The organism is Flagellimonas sp. 2504JD1-5 (assembly GCF_053618295.1).
On record NZ_JBSIOU010000001.1, the window covers coordinates 134,260 to 156,148 of the forward strand.

At 39.8% G+C, this 21,889-nt stretch carries 16 protein-coding genes; 10 read left to right on the plus strand and 6 right to left on the minus strand.

Features of this window, described 5'->3' with window-relative positions:
* The first annotated feature begins 35 nt into the window (after positions 1-35).
* Both ACULLG_RS00580 and rodA read left to right on the plus strand, forming a co-directional pair.
* Positions 36-1,904, plus strand: coding sequence for a peptidoglycan D,D-transpeptidase FtsI family protein (locus ACULLG_RS00580; protein WP_452124819.1), 1,869 nt, complete (start codon positions 36-38; stop codon positions 1,902-1,904).
* Entirely contained in the window at positions 1,894-3,177 is a 1,284-nt protein-coding gene (rodA, locus tag ACULLG_RS00585) for a rod shape-determining protein RodA (protein WP_452124820.1), read from the plus strand. The genes ACULLG_RS00580 and rodA overlap by 11 nt, the downstream gene beginning before the upstream one ends.
* Here rodA and ACULLG_RS00590 read toward each other — a convergent pair.
* Together ACULLG_RS00590 and ACULLG_RS00595 are read right to left on the minus strand one after the other, a co-directional pair.
* Positions 3,174-3,974: a DNA/RNA non-specific endonuclease gene (locus ACULLG_RS00590; protein WP_452124821.1), complete on the minus strand. Its 801-nt coding sequence runs from the start codon at positions 3,972-3,974 to the stop codon at positions 3,174-3,176. The two genes, rodA and ACULLG_RS00590, sit on opposite strands and share 4 nt — an antisense overlap.
* An 88-nt stretch (positions 3,975-4,062) precedes the next feature.
* On the minus strand, positions 4,063-6,237 hold the full coding sequence (locus ACULLG_RS00595) for a carboxy terminal-processing peptidase (protein ID WP_452124822.1): 2,175 nt from the start codon (positions 6,235-6,237) through the stop codon (positions 4,063-4,065).
* Positions 6,238-6,439: 202 nt separating this feature from the next.
* Here ACULLG_RS00595 and surE point away from each other — a divergent pair, with 202 nt between their 5' ends.
* The 5 genes from surE to ACULLG_RS00620 are packed head-to-tail and all read left to right on the plus strand — an operon-like array spanning position 6,440 to position 11,257.
* The gene (gene surE, locus ACULLG_RS00600; RefSeq protein ID WP_452124823.1) at positions 6,440-7,216 is read left to right on the plus strand and encodes a 5'/3'-nucleotidase SurE; all 777 of its coding nucleotides are present in this window, start codon (positions 6,440-6,442) and stop codon (positions 7,214-7,216) included.
* Positions 7,209-7,496, plus strand: coding sequence for a hypothetical protein (locus tag ACULLG_RS00605; RefSeq protein ID WP_452124824.1), 288 nt, complete (start codon positions 7,209-7,211; stop codon positions 7,494-7,496). The genes surE and ACULLG_RS00605 overlap by 8 nt, the downstream gene beginning before the upstream one ends.
* Positions 7,497-7,542: 46 nt before the next feature.
* Positions 7,543-8,655, plus strand: a complete 1,113-nt coding sequence (lpxB, locus tag ACULLG_RS00610; RefSeq protein ID WP_452124825.1) for a lipid-A-disaccharide synthase — start codon at positions 7,543-7,545, stop codon at positions 8,653-8,655.
* Between the two features lie 33 nt (positions 8,656-8,688).
* Positions 8,689-9,234: a C40 family peptidase gene (locus tag ACULLG_RS00615; RefSeq protein WP_452124826.1), complete on the plus strand. Its 546-nt coding sequence runs from the start codon at positions 8,689-8,691 to the stop codon at positions 9,232-9,234.
* A gap of 4 nt (positions 9,235-9,238) precedes the next feature.
* On the plus strand, positions 9,239-11,257 hold the full coding sequence (locus ACULLG_RS00620; RefSeq protein WP_452124827.1) for a ComEC/Rec2 family competence protein: 2,019 nt from the start codon (positions 9,239-9,241) through the stop codon (positions 11,255-11,257).
* Positions 11,258-11,280: 23 nt separating this feature from the next.
* On the opposite strand, the gene ACULLG_RS00625 is transcribed toward ACULLG_RS00620, so the two are convergent.
* The gene (locus ACULLG_RS00625) at positions 11,281-12,813 is read right to left on the minus strand and encodes a peptide MFS transporter (protein WP_452124828.1); all 1,533 of its coding nucleotides are present in this window, start codon (positions 12,811-12,813) and stop codon (positions 11,281-11,283) included.
* A 16-nt stretch (positions 12,814-12,829) separates the two neighbouring features.
* Positions 12,830-14,989 (minus strand): S9 family peptidase, encoded by a 2,160-nt coding sequence (locus tag ACULLG_RS00630; protein WP_452124829.1) that lies wholly within the window; start codon positions 14,987-14,989, stop codon positions 12,830-12,832.
* Positions 14,990-15,146: 157 nt separating this feature from the next.
* Between ACULLG_RS00630 and ACULLG_RS00635 the strand changes: the two genes are divergently transcribed.
* From ACULLG_RS00635 to ACULLG_RS00645, 3 genes are read left to right on the plus strand one after another with little or no spacing between them, the layout of a single operon-like run.
* Complete coding sequence (locus tag ACULLG_RS00635) at positions 15,147-16,463, plus strand: hydroxymethylglutaryl-CoA reductase, degradative (protein ID WP_452124830.1); 1,317 nt, start codon at positions 15,147-15,149, stop codon at positions 16,461-16,463.
* The gene (locus ACULLG_RS00640) at positions 16,463-17,377 is read left to right on the plus strand and encodes a GYDIA family GHMP kinase (protein ID WP_452124831.1); all 915 of its coding nucleotides are present in this window, start codon (positions 16,463-16,465) and stop codon (positions 17,375-17,377) included. The genes ACULLG_RS00635 and ACULLG_RS00640 overlap by 1 nt, the downstream gene beginning before the upstream one ends.
* 47 nt (positions 17,378-17,424) lie before the next feature.
* On the plus strand, positions 17,425-18,300 hold the full coding sequence (locus ACULLG_RS00645; RefSeq protein WP_452124832.1) for a hypothetical protein: 876 nt from the start codon (positions 17,425-17,427) through the stop codon (positions 18,298-18,300).
* An 85-nt stretch (positions 18,301-18,385) separates the two neighbouring features.
* On the opposite strand, the gene ACULLG_RS00650 is transcribed toward ACULLG_RS00645, so the two are convergent.
* Together ACULLG_RS00650 and ACULLG_RS00655 are read right to left on the minus strand one after the other, a co-directional pair.
* Positions 18,386-20,512, minus strand: a complete 2,127-nt coding sequence (locus ACULLG_RS00650) for a peptidylprolyl isomerase (protein WP_452124833.1) — start codon at positions 20,510-20,512, stop codon at positions 18,386-18,388.
* Positions 20,513-20,596: 84 nt separating this feature from the next.
* Positions 20,597-21,886 (minus strand): hemolysin family protein, encoded by a 1,290-nt coding sequence (locus tag ACULLG_RS00655; RefSeq protein WP_452124834.1) that lies wholly within the window; start codon positions 21,884-21,886, stop codon positions 20,597-20,599.
* Positions 21,887-21,889 lie beyond the last annotated feature (3 nt).

Sequence of the window (21,889 nt, forward strand, 5' to 3'; positions counted from 1 at the left end):
TAAATGTGACCTCAATGCTTCAAATATAATTGTCCATGAAAAAACTGCTGTTATCCTCCATTGTTGTCATCATCGGATTCACTTTCATAGGGAGGCTTTCCTATTTGCAGCTTTTTCGTTTTTCCCCTGATCAAGTTTTGGAAGATCCAGCCATCAAAAAAATATACGACTATCCAGAACGCGGATACATCTATGACAGAAATGGTGAGCTTATGGTGGGCAACCAACCAGCATATGATGTCATGGTCATTCCTCGTGAAGCGAAACCTTTGGACACCATTGAATTCTGTAATCTTTTAAAGATTGACAAGGAGCATTTTATCAATAAAATGAGAAAAGCTCGGGTTTATTCTCCAAGATTACCGTCTGTTTTGGTGCCACAATTGTCTAAAGAGGACTATGCCAGGCTTCAAGAAAAAATGAGGCACTTTGAGGGGTTTTACATTCAAAAGAGATCGCTGAGATATTATACGACCAACAGCGCTGCCAATGTATTGGGCTATATTAGTGAAGTGAACGAATGGGAACTGAAAAACAATCCCCATTACGTTGCAGGGGAATTAAAGGGTCAAACCGGAATTGAAAAACAGTATGAAGATATTCTGCGGGGTCGAAAGGGTGTAAAACATATTCAAAAAGACCGTTTCAACAGGGATATTGGCCCTTATAAAGAAGGAAAACTGGATACTCTTCCCCAACAAGGAAAGGAAATCCATACCACCTTGGATAAAACTTTGCAAGAATATGGCGAACGTTTAATGCATGGCAAAAGAGGTGGAATTGTTGCCATTGAACCCAAATCAGGAGAGATATTGGCAATGATTTCTGGTCCAACCTATGATCCTGCGCTCTTGGTTGGCAGGGAACGCTCCAAAAATTATACTAAGCTTCATTACGATACTATTGCCCAACCTTTGTTCGATCGTTCAATATCTGCCGAACCTTCCCCAGGATCTCCATTCAAAACCCTTAATGCTTTGGTTGCCCTTCAAGAAAGTGTTATTGACCAAAAAACAAAGTTCAGGTGTTACAATGGTTTTTATGTGGGCAGCCAAAAGAAAGGGTGCCATTGTGGTGGCGGGGTAAGGGATATGAATTCAGGTATTTATCAATCCTGTAATGCCTATTTCGCCGGAACTTTTCGGAAAATATTTGAAAAATATAATACCACTGACGAAGGCATTGACGTATGGGAAAAGCATATGAAAAGTTTTGGTTTGGGGGGGTATTTGGGTACCGATATACCAACGGGAAGACCAGGACGTATTCCGGGTAAGGCGTTTTATGACAAATGGTATGGAGACGGCAGTTGGGCCTCCTCGACAATCATTTCCAATTCTATTGGTCAAGGTGAGGTTGCCGCCACGCCTTTGCAATTGGCCAATATGGCCGCAGCCATTGCCAATCGCGGTTATTTTTATACGCCACATGTCCTTAAATCGGTAGGAAATATGGGTGCTGTCGATCCAAAATATACGGAACCCAGATATACCACTATAGATCGCGAACATTTTGAACCTGTCATCCAAGGCATGGCCAACGTTTACAAATACGGAACTGCAAGATGGGTACAGATTCCTGAAATTGAAATTGCCGGAAAAACCGGTACCGTTGAAAATTTTGTTCGTGTGAATGGTGAACGTATGCAACTAACGGACCATTCCGTTTTCGTAGCTTTTGCTCCCATCAATAATCCTAAAATAGCATTAGCGGTATATATCGAAAATGGATATTATGGCTCTCGTTATGCAGGACATATTGCATCACTATTGATAGAAAAGTATATAAAGGGGGAAATTACCAGAAAAGATTTGGAGAAGCGCATGCTTGAAAAAACCCTGGAACACGAATATGCAAAGCCGTATAGTGGTGAACCTTTCAAGATAAATGAATATGTCTGGTAAGGGCCTTTTTGGGAGGATAGATTGGCTCACCGTTTTCATCTATATCCTTTTGGTTTTTATAGGGTGGGTAAATATTTACTCCACGACCATGACCAATGTCGATGCCTCTATATTGGATTTTTCCACGCTCTACGGCAAACAACTTTTTTTCATTGGTTTGGCATTGGCAGGAATTGTATTCGTTCTTTTTATAGAAACCAATTTTTTCGAGCGTTTTGCATCCATATTTTACATCATGGCCATGCTCTTGTTGCTTGGACTGTTTGTTTTTGGAAAGACCATTGCGGGCGCAACTTCTTGGTATGATTTAGGCTTTTTTAACCTTCAACCATCTGAACTGGCCAAAGTTGCAACGGCACTTGCTCTTGCGAAATACTTGAGTGATATCCAAACAGATATCAAAAACCGAAAACATCAGCTCTATGCCTTAGTCATCATACTGCTTCCTGCATTGCTAATATTGCCACAACCCGATCCAGGAAGTTCATTAATTTATTTTTCCCTGTTCTTTGTCCTTTTTAGGGAGGGTTTTCCACTATTTTATCTCGGAATACTCGTTTTTGCAGTAGTCCTTTTTGCCACCACATTGATGTTCGGAACGGTATGGGTGGGGATTGGACTGGGAATTTTAACCGTTCTGATATTTGCTTTTAAGAGAGCAGATACCAAAATTGCTATTTTACCATTTAGTTTGGTTCTCATAGTCTCCATCTTGTTTTCTCTATCCGTAAGGTTTGTTTTCGATAATGTTTTTGAACAACGACATCGCGACCGCTTTGCCCTTTGGTTGAGCCTTGAAAAAGATGAGGGCAAACTTGAAGAAATTAGAAAAACCATAGGCTATAATACCTATCAATCGGAAAAGGCCATCGAATCTGGGGGTTTTTTTGGCAAAGGTTTTTTAGAAGGCACGCGAACCAAAGGAGATTTTGTTCCCGAACAACATACGGATTACATCTTTAGTTCAGTCGGGGAAGAGTGGGGCTTTGCAGGAACAGCAACCGTTATCCTGCTATTCTCTTTTCTTTTTCTTAGGTTGATCTTTATTGCGGAACGACAAAAGAGCGATTTTAGTCGAATGTACGGCTACGGTGTCATCTCCATCTTGTTCATACACTACTTTGTAAATATTGGAATGGTGATTGGATTGTTACCCACCATAGGGATTCCACTGCCCTTTTTCAGTTACGGAGGTTCTGGACTTATCTTTTTTACCATGCTCCTTTTTATATTTCTGAAATTGGACTCAAACAGACTAAAAGACGGTATCTAGAATTTCCAGCCTGAGGCATCTATTTTTCCTTCCACACTTTCTTGCCAAATCTTTGGCTGATTTTCGAAAAAATCGATGGCTGTGTGTTCTTCCAATTCGTCTACGGTAACCAAAAAAGTTTGTAGAGGAGTCGAACTTTCCTTGTTTGGAATCAAAAAGCATAATACTTTAATTGAATCGCCATTTTTTCTTGCCACAACTTTATAAAAAGCCTCCGGAACATCCACATCCTCAGCACCAATTTCTTCCAATCCATTTTTAAGCAACCCTCCAGTTATTATAGTCAAATCGCCATATTTTTTACACCAATAGCGCACTTTTTGCTCTAACCGGTTCCATACGCCTGCATTAAAATCACGGTCTTGCGGACTTATATTACTAGTGTAAAAAGTCTCATTATATGCCTGTTCTGAAAAGCGCCTATCGCCAGCAGGACATAAATGACCCCTATCATAACCAGAACCTTTGTAATTACGCCAATCAGCAGATTTAGTCTTCACTTTTGGGTCTTCTATAAAGTAGGGGCGTTTTCTGTCATCGTAGGTCAAATGACTTTTTTTCAGTTGATAGGCCACCCATTCTGCTTGCTCATGTGGTTCACTATAGGATAACATAAAATGTTGATGACTGATCACCTCACCAGTTGTAGAACTGGGCAAGAAATCCACGTTCAATACTGTAGAAGTTTCTCCCGATTCCGGATTGGAATAAGTGTCCGGCGTATAAAAGTTTTCAAATACCCAAAAACCGACCACGCAGACAATCAAAAGAAGGGTATAAACGGTTTTATTTTTCATTTTCATCTTTGGCAACAAATCTAACCATCCTTTTAAAATAAAAAAGCCGACTTAAATAAGTCGGCTATACTTTATATTATCCAATAGTTTATCCTTTTACACTAGCCAATTTTCTTTCACTGTTTTTTATGTTGTTCAGTTGCAGATCACGAAGCACGTTTATAGCCTCTTCCACGTAAAGGTCTTTCGCTAGGTCTTTATGCCAACGGTCTCTTTTTTCTCGAAGCACAGGATCTTGGGTAAACAGTTCCGTTTCATATTGTAAGGATTCAAAAGTCAATTTTGAATCATATTCTCTAAGGCTTTTAAATTGATCGGAGCGTTTTTTGGCCTGCTCTTCTCTTATTTTATAATCATCGTAATTCAACGAAATAACAGTTTCATCTTGCTGTTCCTTTAACCATTGTGCATTTTCTTCAATAAGCTTAATGTATTTATTATCTGCCATCCTAGCTTTGCTATTGGTAACCGTGGTCTCAAAATCGATGTAACCATCCCAAATTTTATAATCAGCAGGTGTAATTTTATCCCAACCCAAAGGGTTTTCTTGTCCTCTCTCACCGAAATCCAAATAGCTATATCTATCCGGAACCACAATGTCGCTCTTTACACCTTCCAGCTGCGTGGAGCCACCATTGATTCTATAAAATTTTTGGGTGGTAAGCTTGATAGCACCTAAATCCCCATGTTCATTGCTACGGACAATATTGTCCAAAGGAATCACATTTTGAACGGTACCCTTTCCAAAAGTCTGTTTACTTCCTATAACCACCGCACGCTTATAGTCTTGCATTGCTGCAGCTAAAATTTCGGAAGCAGAGGCTGACAATTCGTTTACCAAAATGACCAATGGTCCATCCCATTGGATTCTTTCATCTTTATCTTCATGAACTTCTTTCCGTTGCCCTGAAGAACGTACCTGTACAATGGGTCCATCCTTGATGAACAAACCTGCCATTTCTACAACTGTTTTTAAGGATCCACCTCCATTGTCACGAAGGTCAAGTACTATTCCTTCAACGCCGGCTTTCTTTAGACGTTCAACTTCTTTGGCAACATCGGTAGCGGCATTCCGTTCTGTATAATCTTCAAAATCAACATAAAACTTAGGAAGATTGATCAAACCGTATTTATGCTCTTCCCTTTCCACCGTTGCCGATTTAGCATATGCTTCTTCCAATAGAACCACATCGCGTTTAATGGACACCACCTCAACGGTACCGTCTACTTTTCGCACGGTAAGATCCACTATGGTTCCTTTAGGTCCTTTTATCAATTTTATGGCATCATCCAAGCGCATACCAACAATATCAATTGGTTCTTCTCCTTCTTGGCCTACTTTTAAAATCTCATCACCTACTTCAAGGCTTTGATCTCTCCATACAGGTCCCCCGGAAATAATCTCCATGATTCTAGCTCCTTCCGGTTTTTTCTGTAATCGGGCTCCAATCCCCTCAAACTTTCCTGACATTCCAATATCAAATCTTTCTTTGTCATCTGGGGCGAAGTAAAAGGTATGTGGATCAAACTCATCCACAATGGTGTTGATATACTGTACAAACCAATCCTTGCGTTCAAGATCATCGATAAAATCGAAATACTCCTCCAACGTTTCCAATTGGTTTTCCCTTGCTTCCTTTTCGGTCAGGTTTCTATCAATTTTATTGGAAATCTCATTAAAGGTAACGGCCTCAACAAGGACATCATTTTCAGAATTTCCGCTTGCCTCGATCAACCTGTTTTCTACCTTATTGTCAAAAACACCAAGGGTAATGTACTTCAATTGTTTTCTCCAACGTTCCTTCAATTGCTTTTTATTGGAAGCAAACTCTTGGTTTTTGTAATCTATATTGATGTCTTCCTCGAGTGTATAATCAAAAGGTTGAGCTAGCACTTCTTTATAGATCTCCTGTGCCTCGCCCATTCGCTTCATTAATCTTTGATAAACAATATTGAAAAATGTGATATCGGTGTTCTTGATCTCGTCATCGATCATAAACCGATACTTTTCAAACTCCCGTACATCACTTGCCAAGAAATATCTTTTGGTAGGATCCAAGATATCGATGAAATCATCAAAAACATTGGATGAAAAATTGTCATTCAAATCCTTGGGTTCGTAATGGCCGCGCTCAAGGACATAAGTGATCAAATCCAAAAGTAATTTGTCCTTATCATCGTTTTCAAAAGATTTATTTGTAAAACTGCAGGAGGCTACTGCAACAAGAATTACCAAAAGTGCCAAGATGAAATTCTTCTTCATAATATGGTGTTTGTTGGGAGCTAAATTATGCGCCTTCAAAGGCTATTTCTTCATTAAATCCATCCCCGTTTCTATTCATACGAATTCCCTAATATACTGAAAAAACCGTGCCATTCCTGTGCGTCACATTTAATTTTTTGTTAAACGGCAAGGGTATCATATCCTTATGAAAAACGTATTTTTACGTCATTAATTATTCAAAATGAAAAAACCGCTCATCTTGGTCACCAATGATGATGGAATTACCGCTCCCGGCCTCAGGGTTCTTATCCAGGTAATGAAGGAAATTGGAGAGGTGGTAGTTGTTGCTCCGGACAGCCCACAATCAGGCATGGGACATGCCATTACCATTGACAGCACTTTGTACTCTAAAAAGGTAATTATTGATCATGAAGAAGGTGCTCCAAGTGAATATAGCTGTAGCGGAACACCCGCAGATTGCGTAAAACTGGCTTTACAGGAAATTTTGGACAGAAAGCCAGATATCTGTGTAAGTGGGATCAATCATGGATCAAATGCATCCATCAATGTAATCTATTCTGGGACTATGAGCGCTGCCATTGAAGCGGGTATTGAAGGTATCCCCGCCATTGGATTTTCGCTTTGTGATTATTCTTGGGACGCAAATTTCAGCCATGCCAAAGCGTCCGTTAAAAAAATCGTTCAAGAAGCTTTGACCCAGGGAATTCCCAAAGGCACCGTCCTCAACGTCAATATTCCGAGAACCGAGAAAGAGCCTAAAGGCATAAAGGTATGCAGGCAGGCAAGAGCCAATTGGAGAGAAAAATTTGATAAACGTACAAGCCCAACCGGAAAGGATTATTATTGGTTAACAGGCGAATTTGAACTTTTGGACAAAGGTGAGGATACCGATGAATGGGCCTTGGCACAAGGTTTTGTTTCTGTAGTGCCCACACAGTTTGATCTTACTGCCCATCATGTCATTTCACGCATTAATAATTGGAATTTAAATGAATAATAAAAAAGAGATTTTAATCGGTTTTGTAGTTGGAATCATTGCAAATACCTTTGGTACTTTGGTATATATTTTACTTTTTTCCGATTTATCCATTTCCGAAACCTTTAATGCCGCGGTTTCCCAGGGTCATGTTGGCAGTTTGTTGGCTTTAGGAGCTATCTTGAACCTGGTAGCCTTCTTTGGCTTTCTTAAGATAAAAAGGGATTATCGGGCACGTGGGGTTATGATTGCGACGCTATTGACGGCTTTGGTAATTTTATATTATAAAATCTTTGCCTAAACCCTCATCATTGCACAAAAGTTTTGGACTTGAATTTGAACTTTAAATGAAATATTACATAATCGCTGGCGAAGCATCAGGAGACCTACACGGCTCCAACTTGATAAAGGCCCTGAAACAACAAGATTCAGATGCTCAAATCAGGTGCTGGGGAGGTGATTTAATGCAAAAAGCCGGTGGTGATTTGGCCAAACATTATAAAGAAATGGCCTTTATGGGTTTCTTGGAGGTCCTAAAAAATATTCCCGCTATTTTCAGGAACATTTCATTCTGTAAAGAGGACATCCAGAAATTCAATCCCGATTTGATCATTTTTATTGATTTTTCAGGATTCAACCTTCGAATTGCCAAATGGGCCAAACAACATAGTTTCAAGACCAATTACTATATCTCGCCCCAAATTTGGGCCTCACGGGAAGGCAGGATTGAAAAAATAAAACGGGATATTGACGATATGTATGTCATTCTTCCTTTTGAAAAGGATTTCTACGAACAAAAGCACAATTTCCCAGTTCATTTTGTAGGGCACCCGCTAATCGATGCCATTGAAAATACCGAAATTGTTGATGAGGCCACTTTTAGAAAAGAGCACCATCTTCAGCCTCAAAAACCGATCATTGCGCTATTACCTGGAAGCCGGAAGCAAGAGGTGCAAAAAATGTTGACCGTTATGCTATCGGTTAGCTCCGATTTTCCAGAATATCAATTTGTGATTGCAGGAGCGCCCAGTTTGCCTGATGATTTTTACGAAACCTTCTTAAAAGAAGACAAGGTGGGCTACGTTTCCAACCAAACCTACTCTTTACTCAAACACTCCCATGCAGCCTTGGTCACTAGTGGAACAGCTACCTTGGAAACGGCGCTTTTTGAAATCCCTCAAGTGGTCTGTTACAAAGGAAATTGGATTTCATATCAAATTGCCAAACGGATCATTACGTTGGATTATATTTCTTTGGTCAATTTAATTATGGACAAGGAAGTCGTTAAAGAACTGATTCAAAATGAATTAACAACCAAAAATTTAAGAGAAGAGCTCTCCAAAATAACAGCGGGTCAAAAAAGGGAGCAAATATTATCCGACTATAAATCCTTAAAAGAAAAATTGGGTGGAAAAGGTGCCAGTCAATTAGCCGCCCAATTAATCATCGAAAATGCTTAATTTATACGCCAAGAGTAAAAAAATTATTCTTGGATGTTGAAAAAGACCCTCTGTTTTCTTACCCTATTTTTGCTTGTGAGCTGTGGTTCAAAAAAAAGAACCTATAGCAAGAATAAGCCCCTAGTCGTCTCCGTCGAGGGTTCTGCCGAGGAAGTTTCTCCACCAAAAAAAACCAGAAAGGAAGAAAAAAAAGATGCAAAGGCCAAGGCGGTTATTTCCACGGCTTTGACTTTTAGCGGTACACGTTACAAATTTGGAGGGACAACAAGGAAAGGAATGGATTGCTCTGGGCTTGTTTTTGTCTCCTTAAAGGAAAACGACATTCTTTTCCCCAGGGTTTCCCATCAAATGGCGGAAGAAGGAAAACGAATAAAACTGACCCAAGTTGTTAAAGGTGATCTCCTTTTTTTTAAAACCAACAAACGTGGAAAACGCATTAATCATGTGGGTTTGGTGGTCGATGTAAAAGGAACCGATATAAAATTTATACACTCTACAACCTCTAGGGGTGTAATTGTCTCTTCCCTTCGGGAAGGATATTGGAACCATGCCTTTGTAAAGGCAATGCGGATTTTATAGCATAATGCGATTTTTTGATTTTGTTTCCATAAGGTTGACCTTGTGTCTTGTGGCGGGCATTATTTTGGGATTCTATCTTGAAATTGGTCCGCACATACCCCTTTTTTCGATACTGGGGCTGCTTCCGGTTTCATATTGGGCCAACAAAAAACAACAACGAAAAGATTTTCCCTATTTTGAACTAACCGTTTTGTTACAAACTATAATGCTTGGGGTATTTGTAATTCAAGTGTCTCAATCAAGATATTTGGAACATCATTATGCCCAATCCGATTTAAAAGATTTCAAATTATGGGAAATCAAAATCAAGGAGGTACTTAAACCCAATCCCTTTAATCAGCGGTATGTAGTCGACGTCCTTTCTGTGGAAAAAAAACAATCCACAGGAAAACTTGTACTGAGTGTTTCCACCGATTCTATTTCAAAAAAGTTAAAGGTTGATGATGAAGTCTTTGTGTTCGCAAAGGTAAAAGCAATCAATCCTCCATTGAATCCACATCAATTTGATTATAAAGATTTTTTGAGAAAACAGGGTGTTTACCATCAGATACAAGTACAAACCGATCAACTATTGCCAAAAGAAAACCCTTCCATTTCACTTTTGGGGATTGCTTCAAATTTTAGGGAGCATATCATTGCAAATTTAAAATCCCAAAATTTTGGAAAAGAGGAGTTAGGTGTGATTCAGGCATTGTTATTAGGGCAGCGCGACGATATTTCTGAGAGTATTTACAACAATTATAAAGATGCCGGAGCTATTCATATTTTGGCCGTTTCCGGCCTTCATGTTGGAATCTTATTACTGCTGTTCCAATTTCTTCTCACTCCTTTGGAACGATTGCCCAAAGGCAAAACACTAAAACTTTTAAGTGTGGTGGTCCTACTTTGGACATACGCCTTTATTGCTGGATTGTCCCCTTCCATTGTAAGAGCGGTGACTATGTTCACTTTTATCGCTTACGCCATGCATTTGAACCGACCCACCAACGCGTTCAATATTGTGGCATTGTCCATGTTTTTTATTCTATTGGCGAAACCGCTTTTTCTTTTTCAAGTTGGTTTTCAAATGAGTTATGCTGCTGTACTTGCCATTGTTTGGATCTATCCAAAACTCCAGCAGTTTTGGTTTCCCGATAACTTTTTGATTCGAAAAACATGGCAATTGCTGTCGGTTAGCATGGCTGCCCAATTAGGGGTACTGCCCATTAGTTTGTATTACTTTCATCAATTTCCAGCTCTTTTCTTTATTTCCAATCTTTTGATCATCCCTTTTTTGGGAATCATTCTGGGAATGGGCATTTTGGTAATTCTTTTGTCCTTGGTGGATTTTCTGCCCTATTTTCTGGTGGAGATCTATAACGCCATTATCAAAACAATGAACTCCGTTATTTCTTGGGTTGCCAATCGGGAAGGTTTTGTGATTCGGGATATTTCTTTTGATTCGGTTCAGTTATTTGTTGGATACGTAGCCATTATTTCCATGGTGTTATTGCTGTCCCAACCGAAACGGAAAAACACTTTGGTATTTTTGACTTCCGTAATTGTTTTGCAAACCTGGGCCATCTGGAAACAGATTCAAATCCAGCAACAAGAAAGCTTGACTCTGGCGCATCAAAACCGGAACACTTTATTGCTACATCAGTTTGGGAATAATTTGAAACTTTATTGTACGGATAGCATTAAGCCCAATCGCATTGCAAAGGATTTTGCCATTGCCGAACGTATTCAGTCCATTTCACAAAATCCATTGGCATACAGTTATACGATTGATAAAGAAACACTATACATTATGGATAGTCTAGTCATCTATCCCCCATTAAAACAAATCGACTTTCTATTGCTGACCCAATCTCCCAAAATCAATCTAGAACGATTAATTGATTCTATTCACCCTAAATTGATATTGGCCGATGGCAGTAACTACAAATCCTATATCGCCCGATGGAAACAAACCTGTTTTAAAAAAGTAATCCCCTTCCACAGTACTCGTGAAAAGGGATTTTATGTTTTTAATCTCGATTAAGTCTGGTCGAGCGCAGTCGAGATCTAATGAACGTTACCCATCAATTTTTTCATGAGGGGTCCAAAAATCAACACTATTACACCAGCCACCAGAGAGTATTTGGCAATTAAGCTAAAACCATCCAAGTAAACATCTAAGGTTTCCAATCCACCTACATTGCTATCATCACTTTCGATGGCTAGTTGCTTCGAAATAAAGCCCACTATTTGGAACGCATAGGCCGATGACAAAAACCAAACCCCCATCATAAAGGCCACAATACGTTTGGGCGATAAATCGGTTATTTTGGATAGGCCCACTGGCGACATGAACAATTCCCCAACAGATATCAAGAAATACAACCACAATAAGTATGAAAAGGGTACCATTCCATTTTCATCTGCACTACCGCCACTAAGTGACACTACATAAAAGGCCAGACCTGCCAACACCAATCCCATTCCAAATTTATAGGGTGTTCTTGGATTCAGCTTGTTCCTCGCCAACTTCGTCCACATTATGGAAATTGGGATTGAAAGAATAACAATAAAAATGGAATTCAACGCATTGGTCTGACTTGCATTAATCAAAGAAAGGTTTACATTCCGTGCAGCAAAAAGTGTAATTACACTACCATGAAGTTCATGGAATCCCCAGAAAATGGTCATAAAAAAGGTAATCAAAACTGCCATGAACAGCTTTTTACGCTCATCCGGATTAGATTTTATCATAATGGTTCCCATGTACACCACAACAGCTATCCCAATGAGGTAAAAAAGTAAGTTTACAATATTGGTGTCAGCGAAAGCAGTTCCTTCTTCTCCTAACGATTTATAGGAATACAGCAAAAAGGCAATCAATGGTGCGGATAAAAATGCAAGAATTGGAATCAAATGTTTTTGAGGAATACCCATTACTTTTCTCTCATACACTTCTACACTTGGAGGTTGTCCACCTTCTCCAAAGACATTCTTTTTAATTCCGCTCCAAAAGAAAAGCAATCCTGTTAACATCCCGATTCCGGCCAAACCAAAACCATAATGCCAGCCATAAGTTGCCCCGAGCCATCCACAAAGCAAAGGAGCTATTGCACCACCAATATTGATGCCCATATAAAAAATTGTAAATCCAGAATCCTTTCGGGTATCTCCATCTTTATAAAGGGTTCCAACAAAGGTTGAAATATTGGGTTTAAAGAAACCATTTCCAACAATAATAAAAGCCAATGCCAAAAAGAAGGCGGTATTATGCTCAATAGCCAATACAAAATGACCCAAGGCCATTAAAGCCCCTCCTAAAAAGATGGAAGCACGCATTCCCAAAATGGAATCAGAGATTTTACCTCCAATTACGGTTGATGCGTACACCAACGAACCATAAGAAGCGTATACTGCCGCAGCCGCGTAGTCCCTTGTTGCCAATGCTTCGAAAATAACATTGACCATATAAAGGGTAAGCAGGGCCCGCATTCCATAAAAACTGAAACGCTCCCACAATTCGGCAAAGAACAAATAGAAAAGACCTTGTGGGTGCCCAAAAAGCTCTTTCTCACTGGCCGGTTTTACATTATCTGACATATATTAATGAGTTTGGTTACAAATTTTTCTTGACAAAATCCGTCATTTTGGTGAATAGATGGAGTCTTGTATTTCCACCGTAGATTCCGTGGTTTCTGTCGGGGTAAATAGCCCATTCAAATGATTTATTGGCCTGTACGAGTGCCTCAATCATCCGCATGGAGTTTTGCACATGAACATTGTCGTCCCCTGAACCATGAACCAACAAATATTTTCCCTTCAGCATTTCAGGATAATTAAAGGGCGATTCGTTATCATATCCATCAGGGTTTTCCTGTGGGGTCCGCATAAAGCGCTCCGTGTAAATGGTGTCATAAAAACGCCATGAGGTTACCGGCGCCACCGCAATCGCCATTTCAAAGGTATCGTTGCCCTTTAAAAGACAGTTGGTGCTCATATGTCCTCCATAACTCCATCCCCAAATACCCGTTCTGTTTTCATCCACATAAGGTAATTGGCTCAGTTTTTTGGCCGCCGCTATCTGATCTTCGGTTTCGTATTTTACCAGATTTAAATAGGTCACTTTTTTAAAATCGCGTCCTTTGTAGCCCGTTCCCCTGCCATCTACACATGCAATTATGTATCCTTCCGAAGCTAGCATTTGATGCCAATAATCATTGCTTCCGAACCATCGGTTTGCCACTTGTTGTGATCCTGGCCCACTATATTGAAACATTAGGAGCGGGTATTTTTTATTTTCATCAAAATCGGCAGGCTTTACCATGTACATATTCAAATCGTTGCCATTGATTGAAATTGTTGAAAATTCCTTTGGACTCAATTCATAGGTTTCCAGCTGGCCATCCAAAACCGAATTATCCTTGATGTTTTTGAGCTTCTGCCCATCTGATGCCCTGTGCAAGGTAAATTCATACGGAGTAATTGCACTGGAAAATGTATTGATGAAATAGGTATAATCGGTGCTGAAAGCCGCTCCGTTTGTACCCTCCTTAAGTGTCAATCGTTTCTTTTTCTTGCCATTGGCCCCAATACTGAATACATCGCGATTAATGGATCCATTCTCCGTGGACTGGTAAAAAATCTTTCTTGATTTTGCATCGTATCCATAATAATCCGTCACTTCCCAATCACCATCGGTAATTTGATTTTTTAACTTCCCATCATTTCCGTAGAGGTAAATGTGGTTGAATCCATCCATCTCACTTACCCAAATAAAACTATCATCAGTCAAAAAAGTCAAGTAATCGGTCACATCCACATAGGCGGCGTCTTTTTCTTCCATTAACAGGGAAACCGAATTGCCCACCGCATTCACCACATGTAGTTTCAAATGATTTTGATGTCGATTTAACGTCTGTACACTCAAACTGTTTGGGTTGTTCATCCATTTGATTCTCGGAATATAGTAGGCATCACCCAAATTCACATTGGAACTGCTGCTTGATGCCACATCGTACATATGCAAAGAAACTTCTGCATTTACTTCGCCTGCTTTGGGATATTTGAATTCGTATTGGAACGGATACAGGTTTTGCCCATAAACATCCATGGAAAAATGGGGCACATTGGTTTCATCAAATCGAAGAAAAGCAATTTTGGTTCCATTGCTGTTCCAATCGAATGCACGGACAAAAGCGAATTCTTCCTCATAAACCCAATCGGTTACACCATTTATAATGGTTCCTTTACTTCCATCTGTTGTGATTTGCTTGGTATCTCCAGAACCCATGTCAAAAATGTGAATATTGTTCTCCTTTACATAGGCGACTTTGGAACCGTCCGGAGACAACAAAGGTTCCTGAATTTTATCATCAGAAACCTTGGTCACTTTTTTGTTTGATACATCATAGACATAATAAACACCCAGTCGTGAATGTCTAAAAATGGGTTCGATTTCAGTGGCCAATAATATTTTGGACTCGTCTTTGCTAAACGCGTACGAAGTAAAAAAAGGTACATCCTCCGAGGAAGCTACAATGGTTTCCACCTTTTCCAAGGTTTCGTAATTGTATTTGTCCAGGCTACTGGTCCGTGGCGAACTATCAAAGTTGAGTACCGTATATTGTTTTCCATTTTTCATGGAGCGGAGCGCATCCATATATTCTGTTCTAAAAGTACCCCCCCAAATATCTTCAAGGGTTATCTTTTTCTTCTGTGCAACTGATAAGGTTAAAAATCCGAAAGTGAATAAGAACAGTAGGGCCTGTTTTTGCATGGAAATTAAAAATTGATTAAAAACCGTCAAGTTTACTAATATTTATTCAAAAAATAAACTTTGATATTGCATTTGTGACAAGAACCACGCCAAAATCAGGTAGGTTGAAAAGCCAAAATTCTATTATGTGTATATTTGAATCCTTTAACCAAGCGACATGAACACTCCTGTTGAAGGATTTTCTAAACTTACCAAAGCGGAAAAAATTGATTGGATTGCGGCCAATTTTACCAAGAATCCCGAGCGGACAAAACAGTTATTGCAACAATATTGGAATACGGATAAGAAAGTCCAAAAAATTCATGACGAGTTCATCGAAAATACGGTTTCCAATTACTATTTGCCCTTTTCCATAGCTCCTAATTTCTTGATCAATGGTCAATTTTATGCCATTCCCATGGCCATTGAGGAAAGTTCTGTGGTTGCTGCCGCAAGTAAAGCGGCAAAATTCTGGTTGACGCGCGGTGGTTTTAAAACCACCGTTATCGGTACTGAAAAGGTTGGACAGGTTCATTTTATTTTTAAAGGGGAAGCAACAAAACTCCGTTCGTTTTTCAATGAAATCAAGCCAGAATTCTACACAAGCACGGCAGCCATCACCAAAAGCATGGAAAAAAGGGGTGGTGGCATCAAAGATATCATCCTAAAGGACCTCACGGACAAAATTGAAGGATATTACCAATTGCACTGCACTTTTGAGACCAAGGATGCCATGGGGGCCAATTTTATCAATTCGTGCTTGGAGCAATTTGCTTCTACCTTAAAGGAAAAGGCAGTTGAGCATGCAGCATTTACTTCGGAAGAAAAGGATATTGAAGTGGTTATGAGCATCCTTTCCAATTATGTTCCCAATTGTTTGGTCAAGGCAGAAGTGAGTTGTCCTGTCCAAGCCTTGAATGAGGATGGTATTTTACCTGCCGAATTTGCCCAAAAAGTTGTTCGAGCTGTGGAAATCGCCAAAGCAGAGCCTTACCGGGCAGTCACACACAACAAGGGCATTATGAACGGTATTGATGCCGTTATCTTGGCCACCGGGAACGATTTCAGGGCTATTGAGGCTGGGGTTCATGCCTATGCCTCCAAAGATGGCAAGTATTCCAGTTTAACCCATGCCTCTGTCCAAGATGGTGTTTTTAAATTTTGGATTGAAATTCCATTGGCGCTAGGAACAGTTGGAGGCCTTACCTCGCTTCACCCATTAGTTAAATTGGCACTGGAAATCCTACAAAACCCTTCTGCGGAAGAATTGATGCAAATTGTTGCTGTTGCGGGACTGGCACAAAATTTTGCGGCAGTACGGTCGTTGGTCACCACAGGAATACAAAAAGGGCATATGAAAATGCACTTACTGAACCTCCTTAATCAAATGGGCGCCACCGAAGGTGAAAAACAACAGTTGGTACAGTATTTTAAAACTCACACCGTAACGAACGCTTCGGTTAAAGCGGCTTTGGAAAAGATGCAATCCGAATAATGCAAAAAAAGTTCTACAGCAATGGTAAATTGTTGCTCTCCGGGGAGTATGCCATTTTGGATGGGGCTGTCGGACTTGCTATCCCCACCAAATATGGGCAATCTTTGGAGGTAACCGAAACTTCTTCTGGCTTATTGGAATGGAAAAGTCTGGATAAAAATGGGGGCATTTGGTTTGAGGGCACTTACACTTTGGAAGGGCTAAATCAACAGTCCGCTTCGGATAGTTCCATATCAATAACCTTAATCCATTTACTAAAGCAAGCCAAAGACCAAAATCCGGTATTTCTATCTCAAGTGTCCGGATTTAAAGTAGAAACGAAACTCAGTTTTCCACGAGATTGGGGACTAGGAACTTCTTCAACCTTAATAAACAATATTGCCCACTGGGCGGAGGTGGATGCACACCAATTGTTACAAAATGCCTTTGGTGGAAGTGGTTATGATATTGCCTGCGCCCAACACAATTCTCCCATTCTTTATCAATTGATTGATAGTCATCCGAAGGTGAAGGAGGTGTCTTTTAATCCTGAATTTAAGGATGAACTTCATTTTGTGTACCTCAACCGAAAACAAAACAGCAAAGAGGCGATTTCCGCGTACCGAGGTCAAAACTTTGATAAAACCCAATTGATTGCCCGTATCTCATCCATTACCAAACAAATGGCAGACGCGTCAACTTTAAATGTGTTCGAATCGCTGATGGCAGAACATGAGGAAATTTTATCGAAAGTGTTGGAGCTACCGCCAGTGAAAACCTTGCTTTTTTCAGATTACCCAAAAGCTGTAAAAAGTCTTGGCGGCTGGGGAGGTGATTTTGTCATGGCCACTGGAAATAAAAAAAATATGGATTATTTCAAATCCAAAGGGTATGAGACCATTATTCCCTACACCGAAATGGTTCTTGACCATTAACAACTTCATTTAAATGCTTATCTTTTTTATCCCATAAAAGGATAAAAATGAACAAAGCATTGGTTTTCTCAAGCTTCCTTTTACCACTCCTGTTGTTAAGTCAAACGGATGGTTGGAAAGAAACCTGCCTTACCCATAATGCAGCAGATGACCGATACGCCTCCTATTCACCGGATGGGAATTGGATTGTATTTGAATCGAACAGAGATGGAAATTGGGAAATATATTTAATGGACAATCAAGGGGGAAATGTGCAGCGATTAACAAACAACCCTTCAGATGACAGACGACCCACTTGGCATCCGAACGGAAGAAAATTGCTGTTCGAGTCAGACCGAAATGGGGCCAATCGGCTATACACCCTCAAAATAGCGACAAGAAAAGAGCAAAACCTAAAAAAAATTGAAACTTCTGGAGAGCCCATATTTGCGGCTTTTTCTCCAAATGGAAATAACATCGCCGTAAGCTTTCAAGAGGCTGAGCAACAAGGTAGTATTGCGTTATTGGACAAGAGGGGTAAGATGCTGAAAAAAATCATACACAACGATTACCGTAACTTCTATCCCAAATGGTCGAAGGATGGAAAGGAAATCTTATTTTTTTCAAGAAAGGATACTGAAAATCAAGATGATGAAATTTATCGCTTAAACATAAGAACGGGAATAGAAAAAAGATTGACTAAATGGCCAAAGCATAATTTTTGTCCTTCATGGTCCGGGGATGGTAAGCAAATAGTTTATGTGACATCCATGGAAAACTCCCGACCAGAAATTTATATTATGGATAAAGATGGCTCCAATAAAACTAGGATAACCCATAATGAAGATGGGGAAACGCTTCCCAATTGGCATCCTTCCCAAAATAAGATTTTGATAACCGCCTACAGAAACGGGAATTATGAAATATGTGTTTTAAGCAGATAGAGCGTAATCCAAAATAGGAATACGTCGGTTTACAAAACAAAAAAGCCACTCTTAAGAGTGGCTTTTTGTAATTTTTCTCTGCTTCTTAATAAAAAGTAGCTCTGTTATCTTCGATTTCGGCTCCTTCTTTTAGTGCATTGTAAACGGCATTGTTCACTTGACTGGCTGCATTTGTTTTCAAGGTATTGGCATACGTACTGAAATTGTCAACATTTGGAGCATCTTCTTTTTTGGTAACCTTCACCATAAATACACCTGTTTCACCTTCAATAAGGGTTGAAGTTGCATCTTGTGCCAAAGTAAATGCTGTGCCTACAACCAAAGGCTCGCGACCTGCACCAGGAATGGTAGGCGACTTCAAGGTCAAAGCAGATGCATTGGAAAGGGCCACATTATTGTCAGATGCCAAGGCATCCAAAGTTTTTCCTTGATTTGCAGCGATAATCTGTTCTGCTTTGCGCTCTTTTCTTATTCTTGGCAATGCACTTGCCGAAGCATCTTCTGTGGACATCACTCCTTCTTTATATTTTTTGGTAAGCTGTACCACGGCATAACCGTTGTTGATGTTGAATCTTTTGATGTCACCAACTTTAGTGTCATCATTAAACGCCCATTGCACAACTCCTCGTTGCTCGGATAAACCTGGAAGGTTTTCATCCATTTCCTTGATTTTGTTTACGGGCCTCACTGTATAGCTACTCTCTCTCGCAATGTCCCCAAAAGCTTCTGGCTCTGCATCGATGGATGCCATCTCAAATTTTGTGGCATCGGTAAACAAAGTGTTGATAGTCTCTTCTGAAGGCTCAACTTCCCTTGAAATGGTAGCAACTTGAACAAGGTCTTGCTTGTCATCAATTTTAATGATATGAAACCCGAAAGGGGTCTCAACCATCCCAATTTCGTTTAAATCGTGTGAAAACAAGTAATTTCTATATGCTTCGGCCAAACCAAGATTCGATTCTTGGAAGTAACCTATATCCCCTGAACGTTGTACCGCAGTTGGGTCATCTGAATTTTCTCTGGCAAGCGTCGCAAAATTGGCATCGGCTTTTTTGGCTTCAACCAACATTTTTTTAGCTTCTTCCTCAGCTTCTTCCTTGCTTCTTGTAATATCAGCAGCGGCTCTTTCCGCGCCGGCATATGCAAAAAGTATATGGCTTGATTTTACGGAACCTTCGGGTTTAACGTCCATTACTTTGGAAATCTTGAAGAAACTGCCATCTCGATAAGGACCGTAAATCTCACCTACACCCAAAGTCATCAAGGTATCAGCCACAACAGCTGGCAACTCGTTTTTAGCCCTGTAGATGGTATCGAACTTGCTATCAGAATTTCTGTCCAAGAAAGCCAACATGTCTTCGGTATTCCTAAACTGCTTTTCAACATAAGTAGTATCCGCTGCCTTGTCAATCTTGTCTTCAATTAAATTGGTAATATCTTCCCTAACTTTATTTTCGTCATCTCCTGAGGCTTTTTCCTCAAAGAACACAAATCGTATATCTCTTGCCTTTTCCTGTTTAAAATCGTCTTTGTGATTGTTTATATAGGTTTGGATATCATCTTTGGAAACTTGGATGGTACTATCGGCAATTGATGTATAGGGCACTCGAACGTACTGAATATCCACCTTTTCATTTGCCATGGTATAATCGAATTCTCCTTCGGACAAAGTTGCTCCCACACCACCTTTGATAAGGTTAAAATACATGCGCTCTTTTGCCAATTGGATAATTCTTACCTCATCTTGCAACCAAGCATCGTATCGCAAAGGATCATTGGCTTTCCAATCTGCAATGGCACTTCTAAAGACTTCTTCATTAAAGAATCCGTTTTCATCTTGAAAATCTGGAATCTGAGCATATCCGGAAGTTTTAACGTACTCAATAATTTGGTCACTCTCCACATCAATCCCCAAATCCTCAAATTGTTGATTTAAAATGGCCTTTCTCAATTCTTGATCATATACCGTGTTCACCAATTGGGTGGAAGAAATGCTAGGTCCAAATCTTCTTGAGGCAGTTTCAACTTCCTTTCTAAAATCATCAATGGAAATACTTTCTCCATTTACTTCAGCTACCGCGGAACCAGGTTTTGCACCTCCAGCAAAATCGTTACTGGTAAAGACTCCTGATATTACAAATGCGAACAGTGCCATACCAATGATTAAAATCAATACGGTCGTTCGTTTTCTAATATTCTCTAATATTGCCATTTTACTGCTTGTTTTCTATATTTTCAGTGGGCGAAAATACCATTTTCTTTTCAAATAGGAAAGTGCCACAACGTCTGGAAACTGTTAATCTTCAGGATGAACGTGCACACTTACAAGGTCGATTTTGGTATTGGACACCTCGAGAATACGGAAGGTGAAATTTTCGGTCTTAATTTCTGAATCCAATTCAGGGATTTCTTCCGTTTCACTCATGATCAATCCGCCCAAAGTTTCATATTCTTCGCTTTCTGGAAGTTCCAACTTGTAGTTCTCGTTGATGTAATCCACCTCCAAACGCGCTGAAAATTTGTACACGTTCTCACTCAGTTGTTCTTCGTGAAGATCGGTAGAATCATGCTCGTCTTCTATTTCACCGAAAAGTTCCTCCACAATATCTTCAACGGTCATTATTCCAGAAGTTCCTCCATATTCGTCCAGGACCACAGCCATACTCTTCCGTTTTTTGGTCAATACATTTAATATATCCTGGATCAGCATGGTTTCGGGAACAAATTCAACCGGAAGTAGGATGCTTTTTATGGTTTTTGGTTTTTTAAACAGTTCGTAAGAGTGAATGTATCCAATAATCTCGTCAATATTTTCTTTATAAACCAATATTTTGGAGTATCCGGTCTCTGAAAATAATTTGGCAAGGTTCTTTGGGGTTTCATCAATTTCCACTGCCATTATTTCGGTACGTGGCACCATGACCTCTCTAGCCTTTACGGTTGAAAATTCCAATGCGTTTTGGAATATTTGGATTTCAGAATCAATCTCATCTTCTTCTTCCACTGTCTCCATTTGTTCAGTAATGTAATCCCCTAGCTCCAACTTTGTAAATGCCAATTGTACCTGATCGCCCTCTGTTTTAAAAAAAACGCGAAGTATAAAATCGGAAACCTTGATCACAAACCATGATATGGCAGAAAATAAAATATAAAAGAAATAAGCTGGCAGAGCAAAAACCTTTAGCAGAGTGTTCGAATAAATCTGAAACAACACTTTGGGCAGAAACTCAGCCGTGATCAATATGATTACCGTGGATATGATGGTCTGGGAAAGTAAACTGAAGTCCGTTAAAAGTACGTTTATAAAATTGGATGTGGTAGGCAATAGTTTTTGGAACCATTCCATTAATAAATCTCCCATAAAAAATCCATAAATCACCAAAGCGATGTTATTACCAATAAGCATGGTGGCAATAAACTTCGAAGGTTTTTGGGTAAGCCAGGTCAGTACCTTGGCAAAAAAACCTTCTTGCTTTTTCTCAATTTCAATGTGAATTCGGTTGGCAGAGACAAAGGCAATTTCCATTCCCGAAAAGAAAGCCGAGAATACTAGTGAAAGTATAATAATGATCACCGAAGAACTCAACAG